Origin of the sequence: Pseudomonas sp. zfem001 (assembly GCF_032621725.1) — a bacterium.
Classification (GTDB): domain Bacteria; phylum Pseudomonadota; class Gammaproteobacteria; order Pseudomonadales; family Pseudomonadaceae; genus Aquipseudomonas; species Aquipseudomonas sediminis.
This window is the reverse complement of sequence record NZ_JAVYJI010000002.1, coordinates 645,282-671,190: the sequence shown is the minus strand read 5'-3', so window position 1 is coordinate 671,190 and position 25,909 is coordinate 645,282. Positions and strand designations below refer to the sequence as shown.

Genomic DNA, 25,909 nt, shown 5'->3' with positions numbered 1-25,909 from the left:
ATTACTTGCGGCTGGCTTTTTCCAGCATGCGCAGAGCGCGCTCATTGGCTTCGTCAGCAGTTTGCTGAGCTTTCTGAGCGGCGGCCAGAGCTTCATCAGCCTTGCGGTAGGCTTCGTCAGCACGGGCTTGAGCGCGAGCTGCTGCGTCTTCGGTAGCAGTCAGGCGAGCTTCGGTTTCTTTGGACATGCTGCTGCAACCGGTAGCCAGAACTGCGGCCAGAGCCAGAGCAGAGAATTTCAGAACGTTGTTCATCGTGTTCCCCTTGAGGTGGAGTTTTTCCATAAAGAGCAATTCCCCAACTGCGGGAAATTAGCCGGCGTACATACTACCTATTACTTTTAGTAAGTAAACGGAGCCAGGGCAAGAGTTGCAGGTTTTTTTTCTTCGAGCTGGGCGCTGAAGGGTAGAGCCTGCGCGGGCTGGCTAAAAAACAGCCAGTTACGTAATCCATACAGTGTAGCGATTGTACGAACTGTTATAACTGTCCCGACGTTGAAACTAAAACAATAAAGAGAGGATGCAGATGCTTGGGAATTTGGGGCTCTTGCTGGGCTTGGCGCTACTTATCTTCATGGCGTTGCGCGGGGTGAACATATTCATCGCCGCATTGCTCTGTTCGATTTTGGTGGCACTGACCAATGGCGTCGCCGTACCAGGTGCGCTGCTCGAGCACTTTCCATTCGGCCCCTTGGGTGCATTCACCTTTGCCGGCAAGTTCTTCGTGCTGTTTCTCTGCGGGGCGATCTTCGGCAAGGTAATGGCTGCCAGCCAGGCGGCCAGCAGTATTGCTCAGGCCATTACCCGCGGCCTGGGTACGCAGCGCACGCTCTGGGTGGCGATGCTGGTGTGTGCGGTTCTCACCTATGGCGGGGTGGTGGTATTCGTGGTGATCTTCACCATGTATCCGCTGGGTATTACCTTGATGCGCGAGGCGAATCTGCCCAAGCGATTGTTCTGCGCAGCCACGGCGCTGGGTGCGGGAACCTTCACCATGACGGCCTTGCCTGGCTCACCGTCGATTCACAACGTGATCGCCGCCAGTGCGCTGGATACCGATCTGTTCGCAGGTGCCTGGATTGGTCTGCTCGCCTCGCTGGTAATGATCGTGTTGGGTATGGCCTATCTGCAGCGCGAATGGCGTCTGGCGCGCGAGCGCGGCGAAGGGTTCGAGCCTAACGCGCAGGACGAACGTATGCAGCAGTTGGCCGGTGCGCCGGGTAGCGGGCCGCATTGGGGGATGGCGCTGGTGCCGATCATCGTGGTGCTGGGAATCATCCTGCTGCCGCGCCTGCTCGCTCTGTCTGGTACGGTTGTATCGGGTGAGGGTGCGCTAGGTGGATTGTTGGCCTTCAGTCAGTCGCAGCCGATTCTCTGGCCCAGTCTGGCCTTGGTGATCGCTACCGGTGTCGCTGTGCTGATGTTCTCGGCGTTGCGTCGTAATACCCTCGGCCTGCTGGGGCAGGGCGCGGACGATGCGATCATGCCGCTGCTCAATACCGCTGCGGTGATCGGCTTTGGCGGTGTGGTTACCCAGACCGCCGGTTTCGCTCAGTTCGCCCAGTGGATACTGGGGGTGGATCTGCCGCCGCTGTTGTCGGTGTTCGCATCGGTCAGCGTGGTATCGGGGATCGTCGGTTCTTCGTCTGGTGGCTTGCAGATTTTCATGCAGACCCTGGCGCCGCGTTACCTGGAGATGGGGGTGGACCCTGAGGTGTTGCACCGGATCGCCAATATCACCGCTGGTGGTCTCGATTCGCTACCACATTGTGGTGCAGTGATTGCGATGCTGATGATCATGGGCCTGACTCACAAGCAGGCGTACAAGGACATCTTCGTCATCACGGTACTGATCCCGGTGATTGCGGCTTTGCTCTGTATCGCGGTGTTGAGCTTCTGATTGCTCGTGGCTGGGCGGTTCGTCGACTGATAAGCTTGGCCAATTGCATAGGTCGGCAGTGGCATCAGAATTTGCGCTTTTGCCGCAGCACCGGTATGAAGTAAAAATAGATGCGCCGCTAATGGTTGGCGGCTAGAGGAGTGAAGATGAGCGAGGGTTTGTCCATCCACCATGACCAGACGAGTCACCAGTTCGTGACGACCGTCGATGGTGATCGTGCCTATCTGGCCTATATGGATCTGGGCAAGCAGACGCTGGACATCTATCGCACCTTCGTACCCAACGGCCTGCGTGGCCGTGGCATCGCCGCCGCGTTGACCGAGCATGCCCTGCAGTACGCCGAAGGCAAGGGTTACACGGTGATTCCGTCGTGCTCCTATGTCGAGCGCTACATGGAGCGACGTGCGCGTCACCAGTAGGATCGATTTGGAGACTTGCAGCCTGCGCTGAGCGTCATGGTGGGCTGAAGCCCACCCTACGTGAATGCGGATACGAAAACGCCGGGCATTGCCCGGCGTTTTCATTGCTGCTGCGACCCTAGAGGGTGTTTACAAGATAGGCGAACGAAGGCAAGACAAGGCGAAAACGATCGAGAAAGCGGAGTTTACGTGCCGTAAATGAGCATTTCGAGATCGTTTTCAACGCAGTATTGCCAAGTGCAGCCATTTTGTAGACAGCCTCTTAGCCGCGAGGGCGCTTGGGCAGCACATCCTTGAGCTTGGCATGCATGCTGCGCAGGCTCTTCTCGGTGGTATCCCAGTCGATACAGGCATCGGTGATGGATACGCCGTACTTGAGGTCGCACAGATCCTTCGGAATCGACTGGCTGCCCCAGCCCAGATGACTCTCGACCATCAGGCCAACGATGGAGTTGTTGCCTTCGAGAATCTGGTTGGCAACGTTCTCCAGAACCAGTGGCTGCAGGGCCGGGTCCTTGTTGGAATTGGCGTGGCTGCAATCGACCATGACGTTCGGGCGAATGCCGGCTTTTGTCAGTTCCTGCTCACAAATGGCAACGCTGACCGAATCGTAGTTGGGCTTGCCGTTGCCGCCGCGCAGTACCACATGGCCATAGGCATTGCCCTTGGTGGTGACGATGGATACGCCACCTTCCTGGTTGATGCCGAGGAAGCGGTGCGGGCTGGAAACCGATTGCAGGGCGTTGATGGCCACGGTCAGACCGCCGTCCGTGCCGTTCTTGAAGCCAACGGCCGAGGACAGGCCGGAGGCCATTTCGCGGTGGGTCTGGGATTCGGTGGTGCGTGCACCGATGGCCGACCAGCTGATCAGGTCCTGCAGGTACTGCGGGGAGATCGGGTCGAGCGCCTCGGTGGCGGTGGGCAGGCCCATTTCTGCCAGGTCGCGCAGCAGCTTGCGGCCGATGTGCAGACCGTCCTGGATCTTGAACGAGTCATCCAGGTAGGGGTCGTTGATCAGGCCTTTCCAGCCGACCGTGGTACGCGGCTTCTCGAAGTACACGCGCATGACCAGGAACAGGCTATCGGACAGCTCGGCAGCCAGCACCTTGAGGCGCTCGGCATATTCGTGAGCGGCCTTGATGTCGTGGATGGAGCAAGGGCCGACGACCACGAACAGGCGATGATCCTTGCCGTCGAGGATGTCACGTACCACCTGGCGACCATGGGCAACGGTCTTCAGTGCGGCATCGGTCAGGGGGATTTCGCGTTTTAGCTGATCGGGGGTGATCAGCGTTTCGTTGGAAGCGACGTTGAGGTCGTCGATCGGTAAATCAGCCATCGTGCTATTCATCGGGTCAGGTCGTCAGGTCACGGGTGCCGGCCGCCAGCGATCCCCTATGGCGGTGCACAGCTAGTTGGTGCAGGGGGAGCCGAACCTTAGCGCGTACGGGGCTGCGCGACAATGGGCGTGAAGTTCAATGAGCCTCATAGATTGGCAGTATGAGGTGGCGTTTTGCTCCTTTAGAGGGTTTATTCAGGCGAGATAGGGAAACTCCGCAGCATGCTTGGCGATCCAGTCCTGAGCGCATTGCTCGATGGCCATGGGCTGGCCCGACTCATGTTCGAGTTGTTGTCGGTAATGCTGGATCTGGCAAACCTGCTCGACCATGCGCGCACGAAACAAGGTGTCTTCATCGATGAAGGCGATGCCCACCAGATAATCGCCCTCCTGTCGCCGACACCAGGCCACAACGCCGGGATAGCGGGCCTGGTCGCCTAGTAGGGGAATACGTAGCTCCACCGAGGTACCGCGACGAAAGCCCCGCGACGAGTTGCACGCGACGCCGCCGAGGCTGATATTGTTCAGCCGTTGCCGGGGAATGCAGGCTTGTTTGCGCAGTACCAGTTCTACCGGCATGTCGCTTGGATGACGCAGAAACTTACGCATGAACACCGACCTTCAATGCAGGCAAACTGACATCAGTGAGTTCAGTATAGCGATGCAATTGGAATTGACCGATCTGGATGCTGATCGCCGCCTGCTCGACCTTCCCGGTGCGTCGCTGCTGGTGTTCACAAGCACGGGCTGTGCCAGCTGCCGCTGGGCACGTCAGGCCTTGCCTGGCATGCCGCTGCCAATAGAGCGACTGTGCTGGGTCGATGCAGGGCATAACGCCGGATTGGTGACGCGCTACGAGGTATTCCACTTGCCGGCGCTGTTTCTGATCAAGGACGGTCATTTCTTTGGCGCACTGCACACACGTCTTACCCATTCCGATCTGGTTACCGCCTTGGGCGAGGCCTTGCTTCGCCCGGCTGAGGAGCTTCCCTGATGTCTCAATCCCCCACGCCGCGTATTGGCATTATCGGCACCGGTGCCATTGGCGGTTTCTACGGAACGATGCTGGCTCGCGCTGGCCATGACGTGCACTTTCTCTTGCGCAGCGAGTATGGCGCGGTGGTCGAGCGAGGCCTGCAGTTGAACAGTGCGGTACATGGTGCACTGAACCTGGCCCCGGTACAGGCCTACCAGCATGTCGACGAGATGCCGCCCTGCGACTGGTTACTGGTGGGCACCAAGACCACCGCCAATGCCGAGCTGGCGCCGCTGATTGCCAAGGCAGCAGCGCCAGGCGCCAAGGTGGTACTGCTGCAAAATGGCCTGGCAGTGGAAGATGAGCTGCGCCCGCTGTTGCCCGACGACCTGCATCTGCTAGGCGGGCTCTGCTACATCTGCGTTCATCGTAGTGCCCCGGGCGTGATCGAACATCAGGCGCTGGGGGCGATCAACCTGGCCTATCACTCGGGCCCTCTGGCCGACGACGAAGCGCGCCTGGCGCTGGCCGAGGAGGGCGCCAGCCTGCTGCGCAGTACTGGCCTGGATTCCGCGGCGATGCGCGATCTGGCGCAAACGCGCTGGCAGAAGCTGGTGTGGAATATCCCTTATAACGGCCTGTCGGTGTTGCTCGATGCCGACACGCAGCGCCTGATGGGCAATCCCGATAGTCGCGCGTTGATCGCTGGCATGATGCAGGAGGTGGTGCAGGCGGCTCAGGCGCTGGGCTACAGCATGCCGGACAGCTACGCAGACAAATTGCTGGCCGCCACTCAGCGCATGCCTGATTACCTGCCGAGCATGTACCACGATTTCGCCCAGGGCCGCGTGGCGGAACTGCATGCCATCTACGAGGCGCCACTGGCGGCTGCGGACGCAGTGGGTTTCGATATGCCCAAGGTGCGCGCTCTGTATCAGGCGCTGCGGTTCATTCAGGCTCGCCAGGAGGCCTAAGTATGGGTAAGGGGCTGGGGGACAAACTGGTGCTGGCGATCTCTTCGCGGGCGCTTTTCGATCTGAGCGAAAGCCACCAGATCTACGAAAGCGAGGGTGTGGAAGCCTATCGCCGCTATCAGATCGAGCATGAAGACGAAGTGCTGATGCCGGGCGATGCCTTTCCCCTGGTGGAGAAGCTGCTGGGGCTCAACACGCGTCTCAGCGAGCAGCGCGTGGAAGTCATCCTGGTGTCGCGCAACAGTGCCGATACCGGGCTACGCGCGTTCAACTCGATCCAGCACTACGGGCTCGGCATATCCCGCGCCGCCTTCGTGGGTGGCCGTAGCCCCGACCCATATCTGGCAGCCTTTGGCTGTCATCTGTTTCTGTCTACTCATGCCGACGATGTGCGCAATGCACTGAAGGCCGGTTTCGGCGCAGCCACGCTGCTTTCCGGTGGCGCGCGGCGGGCGAACAGCAACGAACTGCGCATCGCCTTCGATGGCGACGCCGTACTGTTCTCCGACGACTCCGAGCGCGTCTACCAGAGTGGCGGTCTCAACGCCTTCCAGGATCATGAGCGCGAAGCCGCAAGGCAGGCGCTGCTGGGCGGGCCTTTCAAACCTTTCCTGGCTGCTCTGCACAGCCTGCAGCAGGAATTCCCCGAGGCAGACTGCCCGATCCGTACCGCGTTGGTCACCGCACGTTCGGCGCCGGCGCATGAGCGGGTGATTCGCACCCTGCGGGAATGGAATATTCGTCTGGACGAATCCTTCTTCCTCGGTGGGCTGGACAAATCGGCGGTGCTCGAAGCCTTCGCCGCCGACGTGTTCTTCGATGACCAGACAGGACACTGCGAAAAGGCGCGCCAAGTGGTTGCCACTGGTCATGTCCCGCATGGGGTGAGCAACGAGTTGTTGCCCTGAGCCGATGCTGGCGCTCAAGCGCCTGCATATAGCCATTCGTCCTAAATAACGCTGCCAATCTTGCTTTGTCTGATGCGCTGCTAAGCTCAATAAAGGGCCTGCGCCAGCAGTCGAGGAGGCCGTGTGATCCGTTCGATACTCTATGCCACCGATCTGGGGCTTTATGCTTCCTATGTGCTGCAGCACGCCCTTGCCATGAGCCGTAGCTTCAAGGCTGATCTGTATGTGGTGCATGCGGTTGAACCCATGGGGTTGTTCGCTGAGTCCGTGCTACAGACCTACCTGGATGAAGAAACCCTCGGGGAGCTTCGTCGCAATGGGTTGAGCACGGTCATGGCCAGCATCGAGCAGCGCGTGCTGGAGGGATTTCGCGACGAGTTGGGTGATGCTCAGCAGGATCTCGAACTGATTCGTGCCGTGCGGGTGCTGCAAGGGGACCCGCCGGCGATGATTCTCGAGGAGGCGCAGAAACTTGGGGTGGATCTGCTGGTCGTAGGCAGTCATAGCCATGGTGCGGACTTGGCCGTGCCGCTGGGTCGCACCGCAGCACGGATCGTGCAATTGTCGGAAGCACCGGTGTATCTGGTGCCCATGCTGCAACACCGTGGGCATGGAGATTTGTAAAAAGGGGTAAATAATAAAACGTTCTAGGCTGTTCTATTAAACCAATAATATGGTTATATACGGCATTGGCGGCTGTTGGCCTGCCTTACCAGGCCGTTGAAAAACGTAGGCGAGGCAGCCAGTGCAAGGCGAAAACAGGCGAGGACGCGGAGTTTACGAGTTGTAAATGAGCATTCCGAGCCTGTTTTTAACGCAGCAATGGCAACGCAGGTAGTTTTCAACGACTTGTTACTGCTCTGAGGGAAACATATGAAGCTTCAGCAATTGCGCTACATCTGGGAAGTTGCGCACCACGACCTCAACGTATCGGCTACCGCTCAGAGCCTGTACACCTCGCAACCAGGGATCAGCAAGCAGATTCGCTTGCTCGAGGATGAGCTGGGCGTGGAAGTTTTCGCCCGCAGCGGCAAGCACCTGACCCGCGTGACCCCAGCCGGGGAGCGCATCATCACGACGGCCGGCGAGATTCTGCGCAAGGTCGAGAGCATCAAGCAGATTGCCCAGGAGTTCTCCAACGAGAAGAAGGGCACCCTGTCCATCGCCACCACCCACACCCAGGCGCGTTATGCCCTGCCGCCGGTGATCAGCGCGTTCATCAAGCAATACCCGGATGTCGCTCTGCATATGCACCAGGGTACGCCAACGCAGATCGCCGAGATGGCGGCCGACGGCAGCGTGGATTTCGCCATCGCCACCGAAGGCCTGGAGATGTTCAACGACCTGATCATGATGCCTTGCTACCGCTGGAACCGCTGCGTGGTGGTGCCGCAGGGGCACCCGCTGACCAAGCTGCCAAAGCTGACCCTCGAGGCGCTGGCCGAGCACCCCATCGTCACCTACGTATTCGGCTTCACCGGCCGTTCTAAACTGGACGAGGCGTTCAGTCATCGTGGCCTGACGCCGAAGGTGGTGTTCACCGCAGCAGATGCTGACGTGATCAAAACCTATGTGCGCCTGAACCTGGGGGTGGGCATCGTGGCCAAGATGGCTGTCGACGCCAAGCTCGATCCAGACCTGGTGGTGCTCGATGCCGATGACCTGTTCGAGCCCAGCGTGACCAAGATCGGTTTCCGTCGCGGTACCTTCCTGCGTGGCTTCATGTGCGATTTCATCGAGCGTTTCGCCCCGCACCTGACCCGCGACATGCTGGCCAAAGCCGTGCAGTGCCACAACAAGTCCGAGCTGGAAGAGTTGTTCAGCGGCGTCGAACTGCCGATGCACTGAAGCCTGCTCTGAAACGAAAAATGGCGCCCGATGGGCGCCATTTTCTTTTCTGCACGAGCGTGATCAGTGGCTCAGGTGCAGGCCGCACTCGCGATTGTCCTCGCCCTTGGTCGGGTCGAAGTAATCGAATTCGTTCGGCAGGTCATGGGCGACCAGGTACTGATACAGATCCTTGGACGACCAGTGCAGCAACGGAGCAACCTTGATCAGACCGTCCGGGTTGATGCTGATCGGGTCCATCTGAGCGCGCACTGCGGTGTCGGTCGCACGCAGGGCGGTGAACCAGACGCTCGGAGCGGTCTCGCGTAGGGCGCGGGCGAACGGCTCGAGCTTCACCTCTTCGGTGAACGCTGCGTGACGCGGATCATCCAGTGCAGGTACCGGACCGTCGATGGCTTCGCGATGCGCACGCGAACGCTTGGGCAGGTAGGTGATGAGGTTGAGGTTGAGCTTGCGGGCCACTTCATCGGCGAAGCGGTAGGTGGCCTCGGTGTTGTAGCCACTGTCCATCCAGACTACCGGGATATCCGGTTTGACCTGGCTGACCATATGCAGGATCACCGCTTCGAAGGGACGGAAGTTGGTGGTGCAGATGGCGGGTTTGCCCAGTCCGATGGCCCATTGAACCAGCTTTTCTGGCTGGTTGCCGAATTCGGCGTTGAGCGCGTCCAGGTCGAGTTCCATGGTGAGGACTCCAGATCGTGTGCGTGAGGGCGCGATGGTAGCAAAGGCAGGTTATGCGGCTAAATAACTAAGACGCTTGATGTGCTTCATTCCAGTTATAAGCAGGTCGCATTGCGCCAACCAAGCCCAGCGGCTAGAGTGCCGGCTCCTTTTTGGCTCAACCGAGGAGTGGCCTGTGGAAATCGCGTGTCTCGACCTGGAAGGTGTTCTGGTTCCGGAAATCTGGATCGCCTTTGCGGAAAAAACCGGCATCGAGTCGCTCAAGGCGACCACCCGCGACATCCCCGATTATGACGTGCTGATGCAGCAGCGCCTGCGCATTCTCGATGAGCACGGCCTGAAGCTCAAAGACATCCAGGACGTCATCGCTACCCTGAAGCCGCTCGATGGCGCCGTGGAGTTCGTCGACTGGCTGCGTGAGCGTTTCCAGGTGGTGATTCTCTCGGACACCTTCTATGAGTTCTCCCAGCCGCTGATGCGTCAGCTGGGTTTCCCGACGCTGTTGTGCCACCGTCTGATCACCGACGAGACCGATCGTGTGGTCAGCTACCAACTGCGCCAGAAGGATCCCAAACGCCAATCTGTTCTCGCCTTCAAGAGCCTCTACTATCGCGTGATCGCGGCCGGTGACTCGTACAACGACACCACCATGCTCAGCGAAGCCCATGCCGGCATCCTGTTCCATGCGCCGGAAAACGTGATTCGCGAGTTCCCGCAATTCCCTGCCGTGCACACCTTCGAGGCGCTCAAGCAAGAGTTCCTCAAGGCGTCGAATCGCAAGCTGAGTCCGTAACACCGATGCATGAAAAACGCCGCAAAATCGCGGCGTTTTTCATTTGGGGTACTTATTCGGTTGTGGCTGGCAGGCGCTCCAGCGTTTCCAGCAGCACCTTCACCTTGGTGATGGACTCCTGATACTCGGCCTGCCAGTTGGAGTCGGCGACGATGCCACCACCGCCCCAGCAGCTGATCTTGCCGTCCTTGACCAGCAGGCTGCGAATGGCAATGGAACTGTCCATCTCGCCGCGCACGTCGAGATACAGGAGCGAGCCGCAGTAGAGCCCGCGCCGGGTCGGCTCGAGCTCATCGATGATCTGCATGGCGCGGATCTTCGGTGCGCCGGTGATGGAGCCGCCCGGGAAGCTGCAGGCGATCAGGTCCAGCGCATCCTTGCCAGGTGCAAGCTCGGCGGTGACGCAACTGACCAGGTGATGCACGTTGGGATAGCTCTCCAGGGCGAACAGCTCCGGCACTTTCACCGAACCGATGCGGCAACTGCGGCCGAGATCGTTGCGCAGCAGGTCGACGATCATCAGGTTCTCGGCGCGATCCTTGCGGCTTTCCAGCAGCTCCTGTGCCTGCGCCTGATCGTCCTCAGCGTCATGGCCGCGGCGCCGCGTGCCTTTGATCGGGCGGGTTTCCACCAGGCCGTCGCTGACCTTGAGAAAGCGCTCGGGCGACAGGCTGAGAATGGCATCACCATTGCCCAGACTCTGGAATCCCGAGAAAGGTGTTGGGCAGGCCTGGCGCAGTGCCAGGTAAGCGCCCCAGGGGTCGCCTGCGCAGGGCGCCTGAAAGCGCTGGGCGAAGTTCACCTGATAGCAATCGCCAGCGAGGATGTAGCTCTGGATGCGATCGATCGCCTGGCGATAACGGTGCTGGTCGATATCGGCCTGGAACGGCTGGGTCAGGTGGAAGGGTGCAAGCGCTTCACTATGCGCCGCTTCGAACAGCGTTTGCAGGCGCTGGCGCTCTGCCTCTGGCAGTGCCGGGTGAAACAGCAGGGCGCTGGTCTCCAGCTGATGATCGCTGATCAGCGCCCAGGCATAGAGTCCGAAGCGCGCATCTTCAAGGTCGAGATCATCGACGCTGTGCTCGGGTAGCACTTCCAGGCGGCGGCCGAAGTCATAAGACAGGTAACCGATCAAGCCACCGACGAATGGCAGCTCCTGTTGCGCGGGTGCTTCGGCGGCCCCGAGGCTCTGTAATGCGTCTCGCAGGCGTTGCAGAAAATCGTTGGCCGATTCGTCGGACATGGGCGCCAGTTCTGCCAATGGCCAGGCGCTCATAAGGTCATAGCGTCCACGCTTGGCACTCGGTCGCCCGGCATCCAGTAGTACGGCACCGGGGGCCTGGCGAATGCGCTGGAAGTAGTCGCTGGGATCGGTGCGGTAGGGAAGAGGGTGCAAAGAGCAACTGGGCATGCGTGGCAGTCGAAAGGGATGAAAGAGCGATTGTAGTCCGCCGCTAATATTCATCCTAGAGCTTCGGTCAGGTTTGCTCCGGTAGGCTCGGCTGATTAGTATGGAGTCGTGCCAGGATGTTGAACTGTCGTACCAAAATAATAATGAATGAAAGGGTCCAGGCCATGGATGTAGTGATTGCTCCAGCCGCTGGAAGCCTGCTGCGTTCAAAGCTGTCACCGCCTCAGGCATCCGCGGACTATCTGGCAAGACCGCAGGTGGATGCCGCGCTTTCGGCCCATTCCCACGCCCGCCTGGTACTGTTTTGCGCGCCTGCTGGCTTTGGCAAGACTACGGCGTTGGCGATGCTGCTCGAGCAGCGTCGTCAGGCCGGCAGCGCTGTTGCGTGGCTATCCTTGAGCTCTGCTGATGACGAGCCGGTACGTTTCTTCCAGCAACTGATCGGCGCCTTGGGACGTGCATTGCCCGGGCTGGGTGATTACGCCCTGGGCTACCTGCGCAACACCATGCGCGTGCCTGTCGAGGCGGTGATGGAAAGCCTGCTGGTAGACCTGTCGCAGCGATCGGAACCGTTGCTCCTGGTGCTCGATGACCTGCACCTGATTCAGGATGGCGAGCTTCTCCGCGCACTCAATCGTCTGGTCAAGTTGGCGCCGCCGAATTTCACCCTGGCCATCGGCAGCCGTTCGCAACCCGCTCTGGGTCTCGCCACGTTACGCGCCAAGGGGTTGTTGCTGGAGCTGGGTAGTGACGAGCTGAGGCTCAATGCCGAAGAGATGCGTGCTTATCTGAAGCGCAGCGGCCTGCGTCTCGATCCTCAGGTGCTCGATGCGCTTCACCGTCATACCGAGGGCTGGGTGGTGGGAGTGCATCTGGTCAGCCTGTGGCTGCATAACCACCCGCAACCGACTGAGCGCCTGGCCGAACTGGGCGCAGACAAGAATGTGCTAGGTGACTACTTGCTGCGCTCGGTGTTCGAGCAGTTACCTGTCGAGCGGCAGGAGCAGTTGTTGGCGCTCGGGGTGGCACAGCAGCTCAGCGGCGATCTGGTCAATGCCCTGACCGCGCGTCAGGATGGCCAGCAACTGCTGGAAGAGCTGGAGGCCATGCAACTGTTTCTCCTGCCCATGGATCGTGAGCGCCAGTGGTATCGCTTCCATAATCTGTTCGCCGAGTTTCTCCGCAGTCGGCTCAAGGACCGCGATCCGGAGCGTTTCAAACAACTGCATTTCAATGCCAGCCTGTGGTTCACCAACCACCATATGCAGAACCTGGCCATCGAGCACGCCTGCTTGGCCGAAGACGCCGAGATGCTCGCCGCGCTGCTCGACGGCTGTGGCCTGGAGCTGATCAATCGCGGCCAGCTCAACCTCATCTACAAGTGGCGACAGCATGTGCCGGACGAAATCGCTGCGCGCTTTCCGGTGCTGGTGCTGGCCGATGTCTGGACCCGTGCGGCCGAGCTGGGCCTGAAAGAGGCCAATCGCATGCTCGATGAGCTGCTGGAACGTTGGGCCGAGTCGCGCGCGAGCGGACCATTGAGTGACAAGGTGCTGGCGACCCTGACGATCAAGGCGGTGATTGCCTTGCAGAAAGATGACCTGGATACCTGTGTCGATCTGGCGCGGCGCATCGAGGCGCAGCTGGGGCAGCACACTGCGTTTCTCGAGGTGGCGATCCTCACCGTTGGCGCCCTGGCCAGCGTGATGCTTGGCCAGGCCGAGCAGGCGCGCAAGTTGCTGGCGCTGGCGCAACAGCGCAACCACTTTCTCGAAGGCCGTTATCTGGATATGCAGTTGGCCAATGTGGAAGTGCTCCTGTGTCTGGAACAGGGGCGGGTAAAGCAGGCGCAGCTGCTGTTCGAGCAGTTGCGTGCGCGGATGATGCCCTGGTTCGGCGAAAAGTCCCGTGCCCTGGTTTTGCCAACCATCAGTGAGTCGCTGATCGCCTATCAGCAGGGGCGCCTGGATGGCCTGCAGGATCGGCTGCGTTGGGCGTTGGCCACGGTCGATGTGATTAATCCGATCGACCTGTACGCCCAGGCGATGCTTTGCCTGGCACGGGTTCAGCGCCAGCAGGGGGCTCCGAAAGAAGCGGCTGCGACCCTGGTGATGATGCAGAACCTCGCGGCGCGCAACCATTCCTGGCGTTTTTATGTGCAGGCCGTGGGTGAGGAGATTGCATTGATCCTGCAGGAGCCAGCGCCCGAGCGCAGCAAGCGCGCAGAGCAGCGTTTGAAGTCGGTGGATTGGAGCAAGCTGGAAGGGTATTACGCGCAGCGCAATTTCAATCCGGTGCCGTGGGTGCTCGGCTTGAGCCGGGTGCGCCTGCAGCAGGCGCGCGGCTATTACAGTGAGGCGCTGCATGAGATCAGCCAGTTGCGCAGCCAGTTACAGGATGACCGGCATAGGCTGTGGCAACTGCGTCTGGATCTGCTCGCTGCGCTGAGCTACCAGCGCCTGGGCTACCGGGAGCGGGCGCAGAGCTTGCTGGTGCAGTGCCTGATTGGCGCGGAGCGGGAAGAGGCGCGCAGTCTGTTCATCGAGGAGGGCGAGGCTGTGCGCCAGTTGCTGCAACAGCTGGAGTCTACTGAGCGCCAGCCGGCATTGCAGGTTTTCATCCGCAGTCTGTTGAGTGCCTGGCCCGGCCAGGAGTCGCAGCACGCCCTGGACGTGCTGGAGGAGGGGTTGACCGAGCGCGAGCGCGAGGTGGTCTGTCTGGCCGCCAAGGGCATGTCCAACGAAGAGATCGGCCAGCAGTTGGCGCTCGCCTTGGGTACCGTCAAATGGCACCTGCACAACATCTACGAAAAGCTCAAGGTGCGTAATCGCACCCAAGCCATACGACGTGCACGTGAGCTGAGCCTACTCGAATCATGAACAGCCAGAATCCGTCCCGCCAATCCGCTATCCCGTTATTGCGTACCAAGCTGTATCCCTCCCATGCCGAGGGCGCTCCGCTGCTGGAGCGCTCGGTTTTGATCGAGCGATTGATGGAGGCGCGTGAGCAGCGCCTGATCGTCCTCAGTGCACCCGCCGGCTTTGGCAAGAGCACCGTTCTCAGCCAGCTGCGCAGTCGCCTGCAGGCACTGGGGATGCGAGTTGCCTGGCTGTCATGCGACGACAGCGACAGCGAGCCGGCGAGGTTGCTGCAGTATCTGGTGGCGGCTGTCGCCGCTGTTTGTCCGGGCTTCGGCAGCAGTGCCACTGCATTGCTGCAGGGTGAGATCAGCTGGCCGCTGGAGACGGCGATCGATGCATTTCTCGACGACCTGAACGGGCTGTCGGAGAGCCTCTATCTGATGCTCGATGACTTCCACCGCATCCGCCATCCCACGCTTGGTCAGAGCTCGCGCTATCTGCTCGAGCGCCTGCCCAGCCACGTCCGGCTGGTAGTCAGCACCCGTTATCAGCCACGCTTTCTCGACGAGCCGCCTTTGCTCGGTGCCTGGGCATTCTGGCTCAAGGCCGAGGACCTGCGCCTGACACGCGCGGAGACCGCTGCTTACTTGCGCAGCATCAAGCGTCTGGCCCTGGAAGACAGCGAGATCAACCAGTTGTATGCGCGTACGGAAGGATGGATCACGGCCTTGCACCTGGCGGCGCTGGCCTTGCCGCGTCAGCAAAACCGCGCGGCCTTTCTCGCCGGGCTGTCAGGGACCGAACGCAATATCGCCGATTATCTGGCCGAAGACGTGGTAGCCAGCCTGCCAGAAGCCGTGCAGCTGTTTCTCGACCAGACTTCGGTACTTGATGAGTTCAACGCCGAGTTGTGCAACGCGCTGACCGGGCGCCATGACGGTGGCGACATGCTGCGCCGCCTGCAGGGCGAGCAACTGTTCGTGATCGAGCTGGACAAGCAGGGCCAGTGGTTCCGCTATCACCACCTGTTCGCCGAGTTCCTGCAGGGGCGTCTGGCCAAGCGTGGCGACCCGGCTCACCTGCTGCACGCGGCGGCGCGATGGTGCGAAAGCCATGACCTGGCTGACAAATCGATCAAGTACGCGTTGCGCGCGCGTGATTACGCCTTCGCCGCCGAGCTGCTGGAACGCCAGGGCGCGCGCTTGATCGCCGGCAACCGGGTATACGGCATCCTCGCCATTCTCAAGGAAGTCCCGTCGCTGGTGATCACCGAGCAGCCGGTGTTCCAGATCTTCTATGCCTGGCAATTGGCTTTCGAGCAGAAGTTCGCCGAGTCCGAGGCGTTGATCGAGGACGTTAGCGCGCGCCTGACGCAGGGGCGTGGCAAGGGCATGCATTTCGGCCTGATCGAGCTGCTGGCTGCTGCTCAGGTGCTCAAGGCATTGGTGTTGCTTTATCAGGACAAACTCGACGCCTGCCTCAAGGTCGCCGGCCATTGGCTGGCGCTGGTACCGCAGAACCAGCCGGTATTTCGCGCCAGCCTGGCCTGCGTGCAGGCTGCAGCGTTCGCATTGCTCGGCGAATTCGGCGAGGCCGCCAAGGCCATCGCCGTGGCGCGTGAGAGTCTGCGTGATTGCGACAGCGAATACCTGCATGTGATGGCCAGCTTGATCGAGGCGCTGATCTGCAAGGAATACGGCGAACTCGAGCGCGGTGGCTCCCTGGCCGAAGCTGCGCGGGCAAGAGTCGTGCAAGTGTTTGGGCGGCGCAGTCGAGTTGGCGGCCCGCTGGGGCTGGCTTATGCCGACCTGCTTTACGAACAGGATCGCCACGCTGCGATTCTCGCCGAGCTTCCACTGGCCACTACCTGGCGTGATGTCGCCACGCCGGTGGAACTGATCAGCCGCGGCAAACTGGTCATGGCGCGCGCGCGTTTCTTCGCCGGTGCAGGGGAGCAGGGGCTGGAGGAGCTTGATGAGTGGTTGAGCGGTTTACAAGGGCCTGGCTACGAGCGGGTATTCGCCATCGCCATGGGGTGCAAGGTGCAGTTCCTGCTGTGGTTGCGCCGACCCAATGAGGCGCAGCGTGTTTATCTGCAGCTGGAGCGTCATCTCGCTGTACTGCCCATCGAGCGCTATGGCGATGCGCATACGGCGTTGACGCTGAGCCAGGCGCGCTTGGCACTGAGCGAACACTGGGTAGAGAGAGCCCAAACCAGCCTGGAGGAATGTCTGGCCAAACAGGGGGCAGACCACCAGCGGGATCGACGCCTGCACCTGAGCCTGCTCCTGTCAGTGGCTTACTGGCGCAAAGGTAATGGCGAAAAAGCCTTCGTGCTGTTGCAGGCGACTCTCGAAGAGGCCTGGCAATGTGGTTATCGCCGCTTGTTTCAGGACGACGCCTTGTGGCTGCTGCCGCTCTGGAATGCCTGGAGCCGCGCCGAGCCCGAGCAAGCCGCGGCCTGGCAGGGCATTGCCGAAATGCTACGCGAGCAGTGCCGCAGGTTAGCTATCGATCCTGACAGTCTCGAGGAAAATCAGGGGGTGAGTCATCGCGAGCGGGAGATATTGCGGCTCGTGGCAGCGGGGCTGTCGAATCGCGATATTGCCGAGGCGGTGCACTTGTCTGAAGCCACCATCAAATGGCATCTGCATAACCTGTTTTCCCGGTTGGGCGTACGCAGTCGCACGCAAGCCGTACTCAAGGGCAAGAGTATGGGGCTGCTGAGCGAGGCGTGAGGAAAGCGGGCAAGTAGAGGCGAGGTGTTCGTGTTGGCGACAGACTATTGAGCGAGTCGCGAAGTGCAGCCGGGTCTGGGCGACCCGGCTGCACCTCGCGGTGCTAGCTGGTCAGACTTCCTTGCTGACGATGTGGCCGAACAGCTCCTGGGAGAAGCGTACGCGCTCTTCGGCGTCTTCCTGAATGCCTTTGGCTTTCAGCTCTTCCAGGCGCGCTTCCACGGCATGGGCGCGGTGGGTCAGGCCGCAGTCGTTGGCGATCTGGATGTTCAACCCGGGGCGGGCGTTGAGCTCGAGAATCAGCGGGCCCTTGTCCTGATCCAGCACCATGTCCACACCGATGTAACCCAGGCCGCACAACTCATAGCAGCCGGCGGCGAGCTTCATGAAGCCGTCCCAGTTAGGCAGTTGCACGCCGTCCACTGCGTTGGTGGTGTCCGGGTGCTTGCTGATCTTGTTGTTCAGCCAGGTACCACGCAGGGTGATGCCAGTGGCCAGATCGACACCGACACCAATGGCGCCCTGGTGCAGGTTGGCCTTGCCATTGGACTGACGTGTCGGCAGGCGCAGCATGGCCATCACCGGGTAGCCCATCAGCACGATGATGCGGATGTCCGGCACGCCTTCGTAGCTGATGCTCTTGAAGATGGTGTCCGGGGTGACCCGGTATTCGATCAGCGCACGGTCACGGTGACCACCGAGCGAATACAACCCGGAGAGGATGCTGGAGATCTGCTGCTCCAGCTCCTCGTGGCTGACGATCTTGCCGGATACCGTCTTGAAACGATCCTCGAAGCGGTCGGCGATAACGGTGATGCCATCACCGCCTGCGCCTTGCGCCGGCTTGATCACGAAGTCATTGCGCCCGGCAATGATCTGATCGAGCTTGTCGATGTCCTTCTCGGTCTCGATGACGCCGTACATTTCCGGCACATCGATGCCGGCCTCGATGGCCCGCTCCTTGGTGATGATCTTGTCGTCGACGATCGGGTACAGGTGCCGTTTGTTGTACTTCAGCACGTAGTCCGCGTTGCGTCGGTTGATGCCCATGATGCCTTTGGCTTCAAGGGCCTTCCACGTCTTGATCAGGCCGAACATGGTCTTAGTCCTTGAGGAAGGCTTTGAAACGGAACAGTTCGGTCAGGCGATAACCGCGGTAGCGACCCATCGCCAGCATGAAGCCCACCAGAATCAGCAGGATCGCCGGGAAGGTGAACACGAAGTACACCAGCTCGGGCACGCTCATCAGCAGGTGCGCGATAGTAGCGGCGAACAGCGTGCCAATGGCGACCTTGAAGGCATGGCTACCGCCACGTTCTTCCCAGGTGATCGACAGGCGTTCGATGGTCATGGTCAGAATCACCATCGGGAACAGCGCAACCGACAGACCGCGTTCGAGACCCAGCTTGTGGCTGAACAGGCTGATGGCGGCGATCAGTACCACGACGAAGGTCAGTACTACCGACAGGCGCGGCAGCATCTGCAGCTTCAGATGTTCCAGGTAGGAGCGTAGCGACAGGCCGAGCGCAGTAATCACCGTGAACAGGAAGATACCGAAGCCCAGTTGGGTTTCGCGGAAAGCGAGGGCGATCAGTACCGGGGTGAAGGTACCCAGGGTCTGCAGGCCGCCGAGGTTGCGCAGGATCAGAATGACCAGCACGCCGATCGGGATCATCACCATGATCATGAACGTCTGCTGAGTCTGCAGCGGCAGGCCGTATAGCGAGTATTCGAGGAAGCTGGCGTCGGTGTTCTCGTCAGTCAGCTTGGCCAGGCGGATGGCATTCATCTCGCTGTTGTTCAGGCTGAAGCTGACGGCGGCTTGACGGCCACCTTCGAGGCTGACCAGATCGCCATCGCCGATCCACCAGACCAGGCGGTCGGCCGGCAGGCCTTGCTCACCGGATTCGGGGTTGAAGTACAACCACTTCTGGCCGTTGAAGCTGCGCAGCCACAGTTCTGGCGATTGAGCGACTTCGGCTTGCAGGCGAATGGTGTGCACGCGTTCCATCGGCACGTGAGCGATGGACAGCAGCAGCTCGACGACCTTGGCCTTGTTGACGGTGGAGGCATCGCCGCCAAGCAGCAGCTTGACGTTATCGTCATTGGCGTTGTTGACGCGCTTGATGGTCTCGCTGATGAAGGTCTCGACGTCCGCCGAGTGCTGGCGAATCGGAGCCAGCAGGGCTTCGGCCGCAATCTTCTCAGGGCCTTCGACCGGGATGCTGTCGCGGAAGATCGGACCTTTTGCAGGTGTCTGCTCACCGCTGTAACGCTTGGTCAGTACCAGACGGTAATAGAGGGTTTGTTTGCCGCTGGCGCGACGGGCCGACCAGGTGACGCGGCGGTTGCCGTCGACACGGTTGACGCTGACACCGTAGTTGTTGGAGATGAAGCTCTCGTTGAGGCTTACGTAATCCTGGTTCAGCGGCGGCACGAACATCTGCAGTTTCACCGGCTCACGCGGCGTCGCCTGGAATTCGACCCTGGCATCGATGTTCCACAGATCGTCGGTCTCGTCCTCGGTCACCGGAATGCCGAGAATGAAGATTTGGTATGCCGTAATCAGAACGCCCAAGGCCACCAGCAGGGTGATCAGGACTTTCAGATGTAGGTTCAGAGAGCGCATGGGAATTACTCGCCAGGGGTTGCGTCATCGGTGCAGTTGGGTTTGCCAGCTGCATATTTAAGGCTTGGATCGACCATGGCTTCGAAATGCTTGAGCGCTTCGGAGCCGATCAGAAGCGGGTATTGGAATGCGCTTCGGTCGGTCAAGTTCACTTCGATCGTGCGCAGGGTCTTGCCCATGCACAATTCAAGGTCGATTACCGGGCGTGCCGTGTAGGTCTTGCCTTCATCGGGATCGAAGTCGCCAGCACGGCGTTTGATCTTGCTGATACGTGATAGTGGACGCTCGATGGTGCGCTCATGGGCATCATCGATGGCCAGCACGAAACGCACCCAGGTTTCTCCGTCGCGTTTGAAACGCTTGATGTCACGGGCGCTCAAGGACGCGGTTTTTGCGCCGGTATCGAGTTTGGCGGCTACCTGCAGGTCCAGTTCTTCTACGTGGATATATTCGTTCAGACCATAGATTGACTTGCCCATGGCCAGAGCCGGGCACAAGGTCAGCAGGCAGATCAGTAAGGAGAAGGGTTTCAGTCTCATGTGTCCTTGAGAGGGTATTGCCAGGGGCAGGTGAAGGGCAGCGTCTGGCGGCATCCTGCCATACAACGGCCTGCCATGAAGTCTAGCAGCCATGGCAAAAGGCGATAGCCGGGCATGAATGTGCGGATTCTAACATGGAGATTTTCCGTGCCGACAGACGCTTATGTAGCTTTCTGCAAGTAAGGTCGCGGCTCGCTCGCCTGGTTTGGCTGGAAACATTGTCGACAATACTTTGGTCTGCTTTGACCTTTATGGCTTTTTGACGTAATTTCATGGTCATTGTATCTCTGTGGTGTCGACAATCATGCTGCTCGAGTCCGAAGTGCCTACAGCGCCCCAGGTGGATTCGGAAACACTTTCCGAACATGTTTTCCGCTTGATCCAGGCTGCCATCGTCAAGGGCGAGATCGCCCCGGGTAGCAAGATTTCCGAGCCTGAGCTGGCGCGCACCTATGGCATCAGTCGTGGTCCGTTGCGCGAGGCCATCCACCGTCTGGAAGGGCAGAAGCTGCTGGTGCGCGTCCCGCATGTGGGCGCGCGGGTGGTATCGCTCAGTCATGACGAACTGATCGAGCTCTACGAAATTCGCGAGTCCTTGGAAGGCATGGCCTGCCGCCTGGCCGCCGAGCGCATGACTCAGCACGAGATCGATGAATTGCGCCGGGTGCTTGAGCTGCACGAGCAGGACGCCGCGTTCAAGGCCGGTGTCGGCTATTACCAGCAGGAAGGCGACTTCGACTTCCACTACCGGATTATCCAGGGCAGCGGCAACCGCACCCTGGCCAAGCTGCTGTGCGACGAGCTCTATCAGCTGGTGCGCATGTACCGCCTGCAGTTCTCCGCCACACCCAACCGGCCACACCAGGCCTTCGCCGAACACCACCGCATTCTCGATGCCATCGAAGGCCGTGACGGCGAACTGGCCGAACTGTTGATGCGCCGCCATATCGGCGCCTCCAAACGCAATATCGAGCGTCACTATAGAGAGACGCTCGCCACTTCATCCAAGACCCGAGGTGATTCATGACCCAGCTTTCTGCCGGCCAGCGCTTCCGCCAGGCCCTCGCCGAAGAGCAACCGCTGCAGGTGATCGGCGCGATCAACGCCAACCACGCACTGCTGGCCAAGCGCGCAGGCTTTCGTGCCATCTACCTGTCTGGTGGTGGTGTCGCGGCCGGCTCCCTGGGGCTGCCGGATCTGGGCATCAACACCCTGGATGACGTGCTCACCGACGTACGCCGTATCACCGATGTTTGCGATCTGCCGCTGCTGGTGGATGTCGACACCGGTTTCGGTCCGTCGGCTTTCAATATCGAGCGCACCATCAAGAACCTGATCAAGGCCGGCGCCGCCGCCGCGCATATCGAGGATCAGGTCGGCGCCAAGCGCTGTGGCCACCGTCCGGGCAAGGAGATCGTCTCCTGCGAGGAAATGTGCGACCGCGTGAAAGCTGCCGCTGATGCCAAGACCGATCCTGACTTCTTCCTCATCGCCCGTACTGACGCCATCCAGGCTGAAGGTGTCGACGTCGCCATCGAACGGTGCCTGCGCTATGTCGAGGCCGGCGCCGATGCAATCTTCGCCGAGGCGGCTTACGACCTGCCGACCTATGCACGTTTCGTCAAAGAGCTGAATGTGCCGGTGCTGGCCAATATCACCGAATTTGGCGCCACGCCGCTGTTCACCCGCGACGAACTGGCCTCGGTCGGCGTCGCCATCCAGCTCTACCCGTTGTCGGCCTTCCGCGCGGCGAACAAGGCGGCGGAAAGTGTCTACACCTCGATTCGCCAGAACGGCCACCAGAAGGATGTGATCGAGCTGATGCAGACCCGCGCCGAACTCTACGACCGCATCGGCTACCACGCCTTCGAGCAGAAGCTCGACGCGCTGTTCGCCGCCGGCAAGAAGTAATCAGGGTAGGGTGGGCTTTAGCCCACCACATCAGCGTCGCTGGTGGGCTTCATCGGATCACCTTCCGGCCCGCCATACAGCGCAACAGGACAAAAAGAGTCGAGGAGATAACCATGAGTGCCACCGAAACCACCCCTGGCTTCAAACCGAAAAAATCCGTCGCCCTCAGCGGCACCGCCGCCGGCAACACTGCGCTGTGCACCGTCGGCCGCACCGGTAACGACCTGCACTACCGTGGCTATGACGTGCTGGATTTCGCCAACCGCTGCGAGTTCGAGGAAATTGCCCACCTGCTGGTACACGGCAAGCTGCCCAACGTCGCCGAGCTGGCCGGCTACAAGGCCAAGCTGAAAGCGCTGCGCGGCCTGCCGGCTGGGGTGAAGGCCGCACTGGAGCAACTGCCGCCCTCGGCGCACCCGATGGACGTGATGCGCACCGCCGTGTCCGTACTCGGCTGCCTGGCGCCGGAGAAGGACGACCACAATCATCCGGGCGCCCGTGATATAGCCGACAAGCTGATGGCCTCCCTCGGTTCGGCGCTGCTGTACTGGTATCACTACAGCCACAACGGCAAGCGCATCGAGGTGGATACCGACGACGACTCCATCGGCGGCCACTTCCTGCATCTGCTGCATGGCGAGAAACCGCGCGAGTCCTGGGTGCGCGCCATGCACACCTCGCTGAACCTGTATGCCGAGCACGAATTCAACGCTTCGACCTTCACCTCGCGGGTGATCGCCGGTACCGGTTCCGACCTCTTCTCCTGTATTGCCGGCGCCATCGGCGCGCTGCGCGGGCCGAAACACGGCGGCGCCAACGAGGTGGCCTTCGAGGTGCAGAAGCGCTACGACAGCCCGGACGAGGCCGAGGCCGATATCCGAGAGCGGGTAGGGCGCAAGGAAGTGGTGATCGGCTTCGGTCACCCGGTCTACACCGTGAGCGACCCGCGCAACAAGGTGATCAAGGAAGTGGCCCGCGAGCTGTCCGTGGAGCAGGGCAACACCAAGATGTTCGACATCGCAGAGCGTCTGGAAACCATCATGTGGGACATCAAGAAGATGTTCCCCAACCTCGACTGGTTCAGCGCCGTGAGCTACCACATGATGGGTGTGCCCACCGCAATGTTCACCCCGCTGTTCGTCATCGCCCGTACCGCCGGTTGGTCGGCGCACGTCATCGAGCAACGCATCGACGGCAAGATCATTCGTCCGAGCGCCAACTACACAGGCCCCGAAGACCTGAAGTTCGTGCCGCTCAAGGATCGTAAATAACCATGAACGACACCGTGAATAGCCAATACCGCAAGCGCCTGCCCGGCACCGCACTGGACTACTTCGACGCACGTGAGGCAGTCGAGGCGATCCAGGTCGGCGCCTGGGCGAAGCTGCCCTACACCTCGCGCGTACTCGCCGAGCAACTGGTGCGCCGCTGCGAGCCGCAGGATCTGACCGCCTCGCTGGAACAGCTGGTCTACCGCAAGCGCGACCTGGACTTTCCCTGGTACCCGGCGCGCGTTGTCTGCCATGATATTCTTGGCCAGACCGCGCTGGTCGACCTGGCCGGCCTGCGTGACGCCATCGCCGAGCAGGGTGGTGATCCGTCCAAGGTCAACCCGGTAGTACCGACCCAGCTGATCGTCGACCACTCGCTGGCCGTGGAAGCGCCGGGCTTTGATCCGGACGCTTTCGAGAAGAACCGCGCCATCGAGGATCGCCGCAACGAGGATCGCTTCCATTTCATCGACTGGACGAAAACCGCGTTCAAGAACGTAGACGTGATCCCGGCCGGCAACGGCATCATGCACCAGATCAACCTGGAGAAAATGAGCCCGGTCATCCAGGCGCGCGGCGGTATTGCCTTCCCCGATACCTGCGTCGGTACCGACTCGCACACCCCGCATGTAGATGCCCTGGGCGTGATCGCCATTGGCGTCGGCGGCCTGGAGGCCGAGACGGTGATGCTTGGCCATCCATCGATGATGCGCCTGCCGGATATCGTCGGCGTCGAGCTCACCGGCAAGCGCCAGCCAGGTATCACCGCCACCGATATCGTCCTGGCGATCACCGAGTTCCTGCGCAAGGAACGCGTGGTCGGTGCCTGGGTCGAGTTTTTCGGCGAGGGGGCGGACAGTCTGTCCATCGGCGACCGTGCGACCATCTCCAATATGTGCCCCGAATACGGCGCTACCGCCTCGATGTTCTATATCGACGGCCAGACCATCGACTACCTCAAGCTTACGGGCCGCGAGCCGGAGCAGGTGGAGCTGGTTGAAAACTACGCCAAGACCCTCGGCCTGTGGAGCGATGCACTGAAAACCGCCGAGTACGAGCGCGTGCTGCGCTTCGACCTGGGCAGCGTGGTGCGCAATATGGCAGGCCCGAGCAACCCGCATCGCCGCCTGCCGACCTCGGCGCTGGCCGAGCGTGGCATCGCCGACGAAGCCAAGCTGCAGAGCGGCAAGGTCGAAGAAGCCGAAGGCCTGATGCCGGATGGCGCAGTGATCATCGCCGCCATCACCAGTTGCACCAACACCTCCAACCCGCGCAACGTCATCGCCGCCGGCCTGGTGGCGAAGAAGGCCAATGCGCTGGGCCTGGTGCGTAAGCCCTGGGTGAAAACGTCGTTCGCGCCGGGCTCCAAGGTCGCCAAGCTGTACCTGGAAGAGGCCGGTCTGCTGCCGGAGCTGGAAAAGCTCGGCTTCGGTATCGTCGCTTACGCCTGCACTACCTGCAACGGCATGTCCGGCGCGCTCGACCCGGTGATCCAGAAGGAAATCATCGACCGCGACCTGTATGCCACCGCAGTGCTTAGTGGCAACCGCAACTTCGACGGGCGCATCCATCCCTACGCCAAACAGGCCTTCCTCGCCTCGCCGCCGCTGGTGGTCGCCTATGCTATCGCTGGTACCGTGCGTTTCGATATCGAGCAGGATGCGCTGGGCGCCGATGCCCAGGGCAACCCGATCACGTTGAAGGATCTGTGGCCGAGCGACGAGGAAATCGACGCCATCGTCGCGGCGAGCGTCAAGCCCGAGCAGTTCAAGCAGATCTATATCCCGATGTTCGACCTGGGCAGCGTGCAGGAGGCCGAGAGCCCGCTGTACGACTGGCGGCCGATGAGTACCTACATTCGCCGCCCGCCGTACTGGGAAGGTGCGCTGGCTGGCGAGCGCACGCTCAAGGGCATGCGGCCGCTGGCGATCCTGCCGGACAACATCACCACCGACCACCTGTCGCCGTCCAACGCCATCCTGGCCGACTCGGCCGCCGGTGAGTACCTGGCGAAAATGGGCCTGCCGGAAGAGGACTTCAACTCCTACGCCACCCACCGTGGCGATCACCTGACCGCGCAGCGCGCCACCTTCGCCAACCCGCAACTAGTCAACGAAATGGTCGTGGTTAACGGTGAAGTGAAGAAGGGCTCGCTGGCCCGCGTCGAGCCGGAGGGCCAGGTGATGCGCATGTGGGAAGCCATCGAAACCTACATGAATCGCAAGCAGAACCTGATCATCGTTGCCGGTGCCGACTACGGCCAGGGCTCGTCGCGGGACTGGGCGGCCAAGGGCGTGCGTTTGGCTGGCGTGGAAGTGATCGTTGCCGAAGGCTTCGAGCGTATCCACCGCACCAACCTGGTGGGCATGGGCGTGCTACCGGTGGAGTTCAAACCGGGCACCACGCGCCTGACCCTGGGGCTGGACGGCACCGAAACCTATGACATCGAGGGCGATATCTCGCCGCGCTGCGACCTGACCCTGGTGGTCAATCGCCGCAACGGCGAGGTGGTTCGGGTGCCGGTGACCTGCCGACTGGATACCGCGGCGGATGTCAGCGTGTACAAGGCCGGCGGCGTGCTGCAGCGCTTCGCCAAGGACTTCCTCGAAGGTGCGGTGGCTTGACCTGACGCGACATGCCGGCCCGTCAATGGGTCGGCACAACTCCTATAGGTGCGCGTAGCCCGGATGCAATCCGGGGAGAGCTGCGC

Annotated in this window: 22 protein-coding genes; 14 read left to right on the top strand and 8 right to left on the bottom strand. The window is 61.0% G+C overall.

Annotation, left to right across the window (positions count from 1 at the left end):
• Window position 1: 1 nt before the first annotated feature.
• Window positions 2-253 carry an outer membrane lipoprotei OprI gene (oprI, locus tag RTH74_RS11050; RefSeq protein WP_003239826.1) on the bottom strand — a complete coding sequence of 84 codons (252 nt, stop codon included), beginning with the start codon at window positions 251-253 and terminating at the stop codon, window positions 2-4.
• Window positions 254-524: 271 nt separating this feature from the next.
• Between oprI and RTH74_RS11045 the strand changes: the two genes are divergently transcribed.
• Both RTH74_RS11045 and RTH74_RS11040 read left to right on the top strand, forming a co-directional pair.
• Complete coding sequence (locus RTH74_RS11045) at window positions 525-1,898, top strand: GntP family permease (protein WP_316914665.1); 1,374 nt, start codon at window positions 525-527, stop codon at window positions 1,896-1,898.
• Between the two features lie 146 nt (window positions 1,899-2,044).
• Window positions 2,045-2,317, top strand: a complete 273-nt coding sequence (locus tag RTH74_RS11040; RefSeq protein ID WP_099524325.1) for a GNAT family N-acetyltransferase — start codon at window positions 2,045-2,047, stop codon at window positions 2,315-2,317.
• 262 nt (window positions 2,318-2,579) lie between these two features.
• Here the strand turns inward: RTH74_RS11040 and RTH74_RS11035 are convergent, their stop codons facing one another.
• Together RTH74_RS11035 and RTH74_RS11030 are read right to left on the bottom strand one after the other, a co-directional pair.
• The gene (locus tag RTH74_RS11035) at window positions 2,580-3,656 is read right to left on the bottom strand and encodes a 3-deoxy-7-phosphoheptulonate synthase (RefSeq protein WP_316914664.1); all 1,077 of its coding nucleotides are present in this window, start codon (window positions 3,654-3,656) and stop codon (window positions 2,580-2,582) included.
• Between the two features lie 195 nt (window positions 3,657-3,851).
• The gene (locus tag RTH74_RS11030) at window positions 3,852-4,265 is read right to left on the bottom strand and encodes a PilZ domain-containing protein (protein ID WP_099524323.1); all 414 of its coding nucleotides are present in this window, start codon (window positions 4,263-4,265) and stop codon (window positions 3,852-3,854) included.
• Between RTH74_RS11030 and RTH74_RS11025 the strand changes: the two genes are divergently transcribed.
• The 5 genes from RTH74_RS11025 to cysB all read left to right on the top strand — a co-directional run bounded on the left by RTH74_RS11025 (window position 4,264) and on the right by cysB (window position 8,362).
• On the top strand, window positions 4,264-4,650 hold the full coding sequence (locus tag RTH74_RS11025; RefSeq protein WP_316914663.1) for a thioredoxin: 387 nt from the start codon (window positions 4,264-4,266) through the stop codon (window positions 4,648-4,650). The two genes, RTH74_RS11030 and RTH74_RS11025, sit on opposite strands and share 2 nt — an antisense overlap.
• Window positions 4,650-5,606 carry a putative 2-dehydropantoate 2-reductase gene (locus tag RTH74_RS11020; protein WP_316914662.1) on the top strand — a complete coding sequence of 319 codons (957 nt, stop codon included), beginning with the start codon at window positions 4,650-4,652 and terminating at the stop codon, window positions 5,604-5,606. The genes RTH74_RS11025 and RTH74_RS11020 overlap by 1 nt, the downstream gene beginning before the upstream one ends.
• A gap of 2 nt (window positions 5,607-5,608) precedes the next feature.
• Window positions 5,609-6,514 (top strand): 5'-nucleotidase, encoded by a 906-nt coding sequence (locus tag RTH74_RS11015; protein WP_106732375.1) that lies wholly within the window; start codon window positions 5,609-5,611, stop codon window positions 6,512-6,514.
• 123 nt (window positions 6,515-6,637) lie between these two features.
• Window positions 6,638-7,138 (top strand): universal stress protein, encoded by a 501-nt coding sequence (locus tag RTH74_RS11010; RefSeq protein WP_106732374.1) that lies wholly within the window; start codon window positions 6,638-6,640, stop codon window positions 7,136-7,138.
• Window positions 7,139-7,387: 249 nt separating this feature from the next.
• On the top strand, window positions 7,388-8,362 hold the full coding sequence (gene cysB, locus RTH74_RS11005; RefSeq protein ID WP_037003999.1) for an HTH-type transcriptional regulator CysB: 975 nt from the start codon (window positions 7,388-7,390) through the stop codon (window positions 8,360-8,362).
• 63 nt (window positions 8,363-8,425) lie between these two features.
• Here cysB and RTH74_RS11000 read toward each other — a convergent pair whose 3' ends face one another.
• Complete coding sequence (locus RTH74_RS11000) at window positions 8,426-9,046, bottom strand: phosphoadenosine phosphosulfate reductase family protein (protein ID WP_179544796.1); 621 nt, start codon at window positions 9,044-9,046, stop codon at window positions 8,426-8,428.
• 175 nt (window positions 9,047-9,221) lie between these two features.
• Here RTH74_RS11000 and thrH point away from each other — a divergent pair, with 175 nt between their 5' ends.
• A complete protein-coding gene (gene thrH, locus RTH74_RS10995) occupies window positions 9,222-9,839 on the top strand; it encodes a bifunctional phosphoserine phosphatase/homoserine phosphotransferase ThrH (protein ID WP_316914661.1) in 618 nt (205 codons plus the stop codon).
• 52 nt (window positions 9,840-9,891) lie between these two features.
• Here the strand turns inward: thrH and pabB are convergent, their stop codons facing one another.
• The gene (gene pabB, locus RTH74_RS10990; protein WP_316914660.1) at window positions 9,892-11,250 is read right to left on the bottom strand and encodes an aminodeoxychorismate synthase component I; all 1,359 of its coding nucleotides are present in this window, start codon (window positions 11,248-11,250) and stop codon (window positions 9,892-9,894) included.
• Window positions 11,251-11,414: 164 nt separating this feature from the next.
• Between pabB and RTH74_RS10985 the strand changes: the two genes are divergently transcribed.
• Window positions 11,415-14,129, top strand: coding sequence for a LuxR C-terminal-related transcriptional regulator (locus tag RTH74_RS10985; protein ID WP_316914659.1), 2,715 nt, complete (start codon window positions 11,415-11,417; stop codon window positions 14,127-14,129).
• On the top strand, window positions 14,126-16,849 hold the full coding sequence (locus RTH74_RS10980; RefSeq protein ID WP_316914658.1) for a LuxR C-terminal-related transcriptional regulator: 2,724 nt from the start codon (window positions 14,126-14,128) through the stop codon (window positions 16,847-16,849). The genes RTH74_RS10985 and RTH74_RS10980 overlap by 4 nt, the downstream gene beginning before the upstream one ends.
• 111 nt (window positions 16,850-16,960) lie before the next feature.
• Here the strand turns inward: RTH74_RS10980 and RTH74_RS10975 are convergent, their stop codons facing one another.
• The 3 genes from RTH74_RS10975 to RTH74_RS10965 are packed head-to-tail and all read right to left on the bottom strand — an operon-like array spanning window position 16,961 to window position 20,017.
• Window positions 16,961-17,947 (bottom strand): alpha-L-glutamate ligase-like protein, encoded by a 987-nt coding sequence (locus RTH74_RS10975; protein ID WP_099524298.1) that lies wholly within the window; start codon window positions 17,945-17,947, stop codon window positions 16,961-16,963.
• 4 nt (window positions 17,948-17,951) lie between these two features.
• Window positions 17,952-19,478, bottom strand: coding sequence for an inactive transglutaminase family protein (locus tag RTH74_RS10970; protein WP_316914657.1), 1,527 nt, complete (start codon window positions 19,476-19,478; stop codon window positions 17,952-17,954).
• A 5-nt stretch (window positions 19,479-19,483) separates the two neighbouring features.
• Window positions 19,484-20,017: an ATP-dependent zinc protease gene (locus RTH74_RS10965; RefSeq protein WP_099524292.1), complete on the bottom strand. Its 534-nt coding sequence runs from the start codon at window positions 20,015-20,017 to the stop codon at window positions 19,484-19,486.
• A gap of 304 nt (window positions 20,018-20,321) precedes the next feature.
• On the opposite strand from RTH74_RS10965, the gene RTH74_RS10960 reads away from it, so the two are divergent.
• From RTH74_RS10960 to acnD, 4 genes are all read left to right on the top strand, one after another.
• On the top strand, window positions 20,322-21,044 hold the full coding sequence (locus tag RTH74_RS10960; RefSeq protein ID WP_316914656.1) for a GntR family transcriptional regulator: 723 nt from the start codon (window positions 20,322-20,324) through the stop codon (window positions 21,042-21,044).
• A complete protein-coding gene (gene prpB / locus RTH74_RS10955; RefSeq protein ID WP_316914655.1) occupies window positions 21,041-21,928 on the top strand; it encodes a methylisocitrate lyase in 888 nt (295 codons plus the stop codon). Before RTH74_RS10960 ends, prpB begins: the two co-directional genes overlap by 4 nt.
• 113 nt (window positions 21,929-22,041) lie before the next feature.
• Window positions 22,042-23,199: a bifunctional 2-methylcitrate synthase/citrate synthase gene (gene prpC / locus RTH74_RS10950; RefSeq protein ID WP_316914654.1), complete on the top strand. Its 1,158-nt coding sequence runs from the start codon at window positions 22,042-22,044 to the stop codon at window positions 23,197-23,199.
• 14 nt (window positions 23,200-23,213) lie between these two features.
• Entirely contained in the window at window positions 23,214-25,823 is a 2,610-nt protein-coding gene (gene acnD, locus RTH74_RS10945; protein WP_316914821.1) for a Fe/S-dependent 2-methylisocitrate dehydratase AcnD, read from the top strand.
• Window positions 25,824-25,909: the final 86 nt, after the last annotated feature.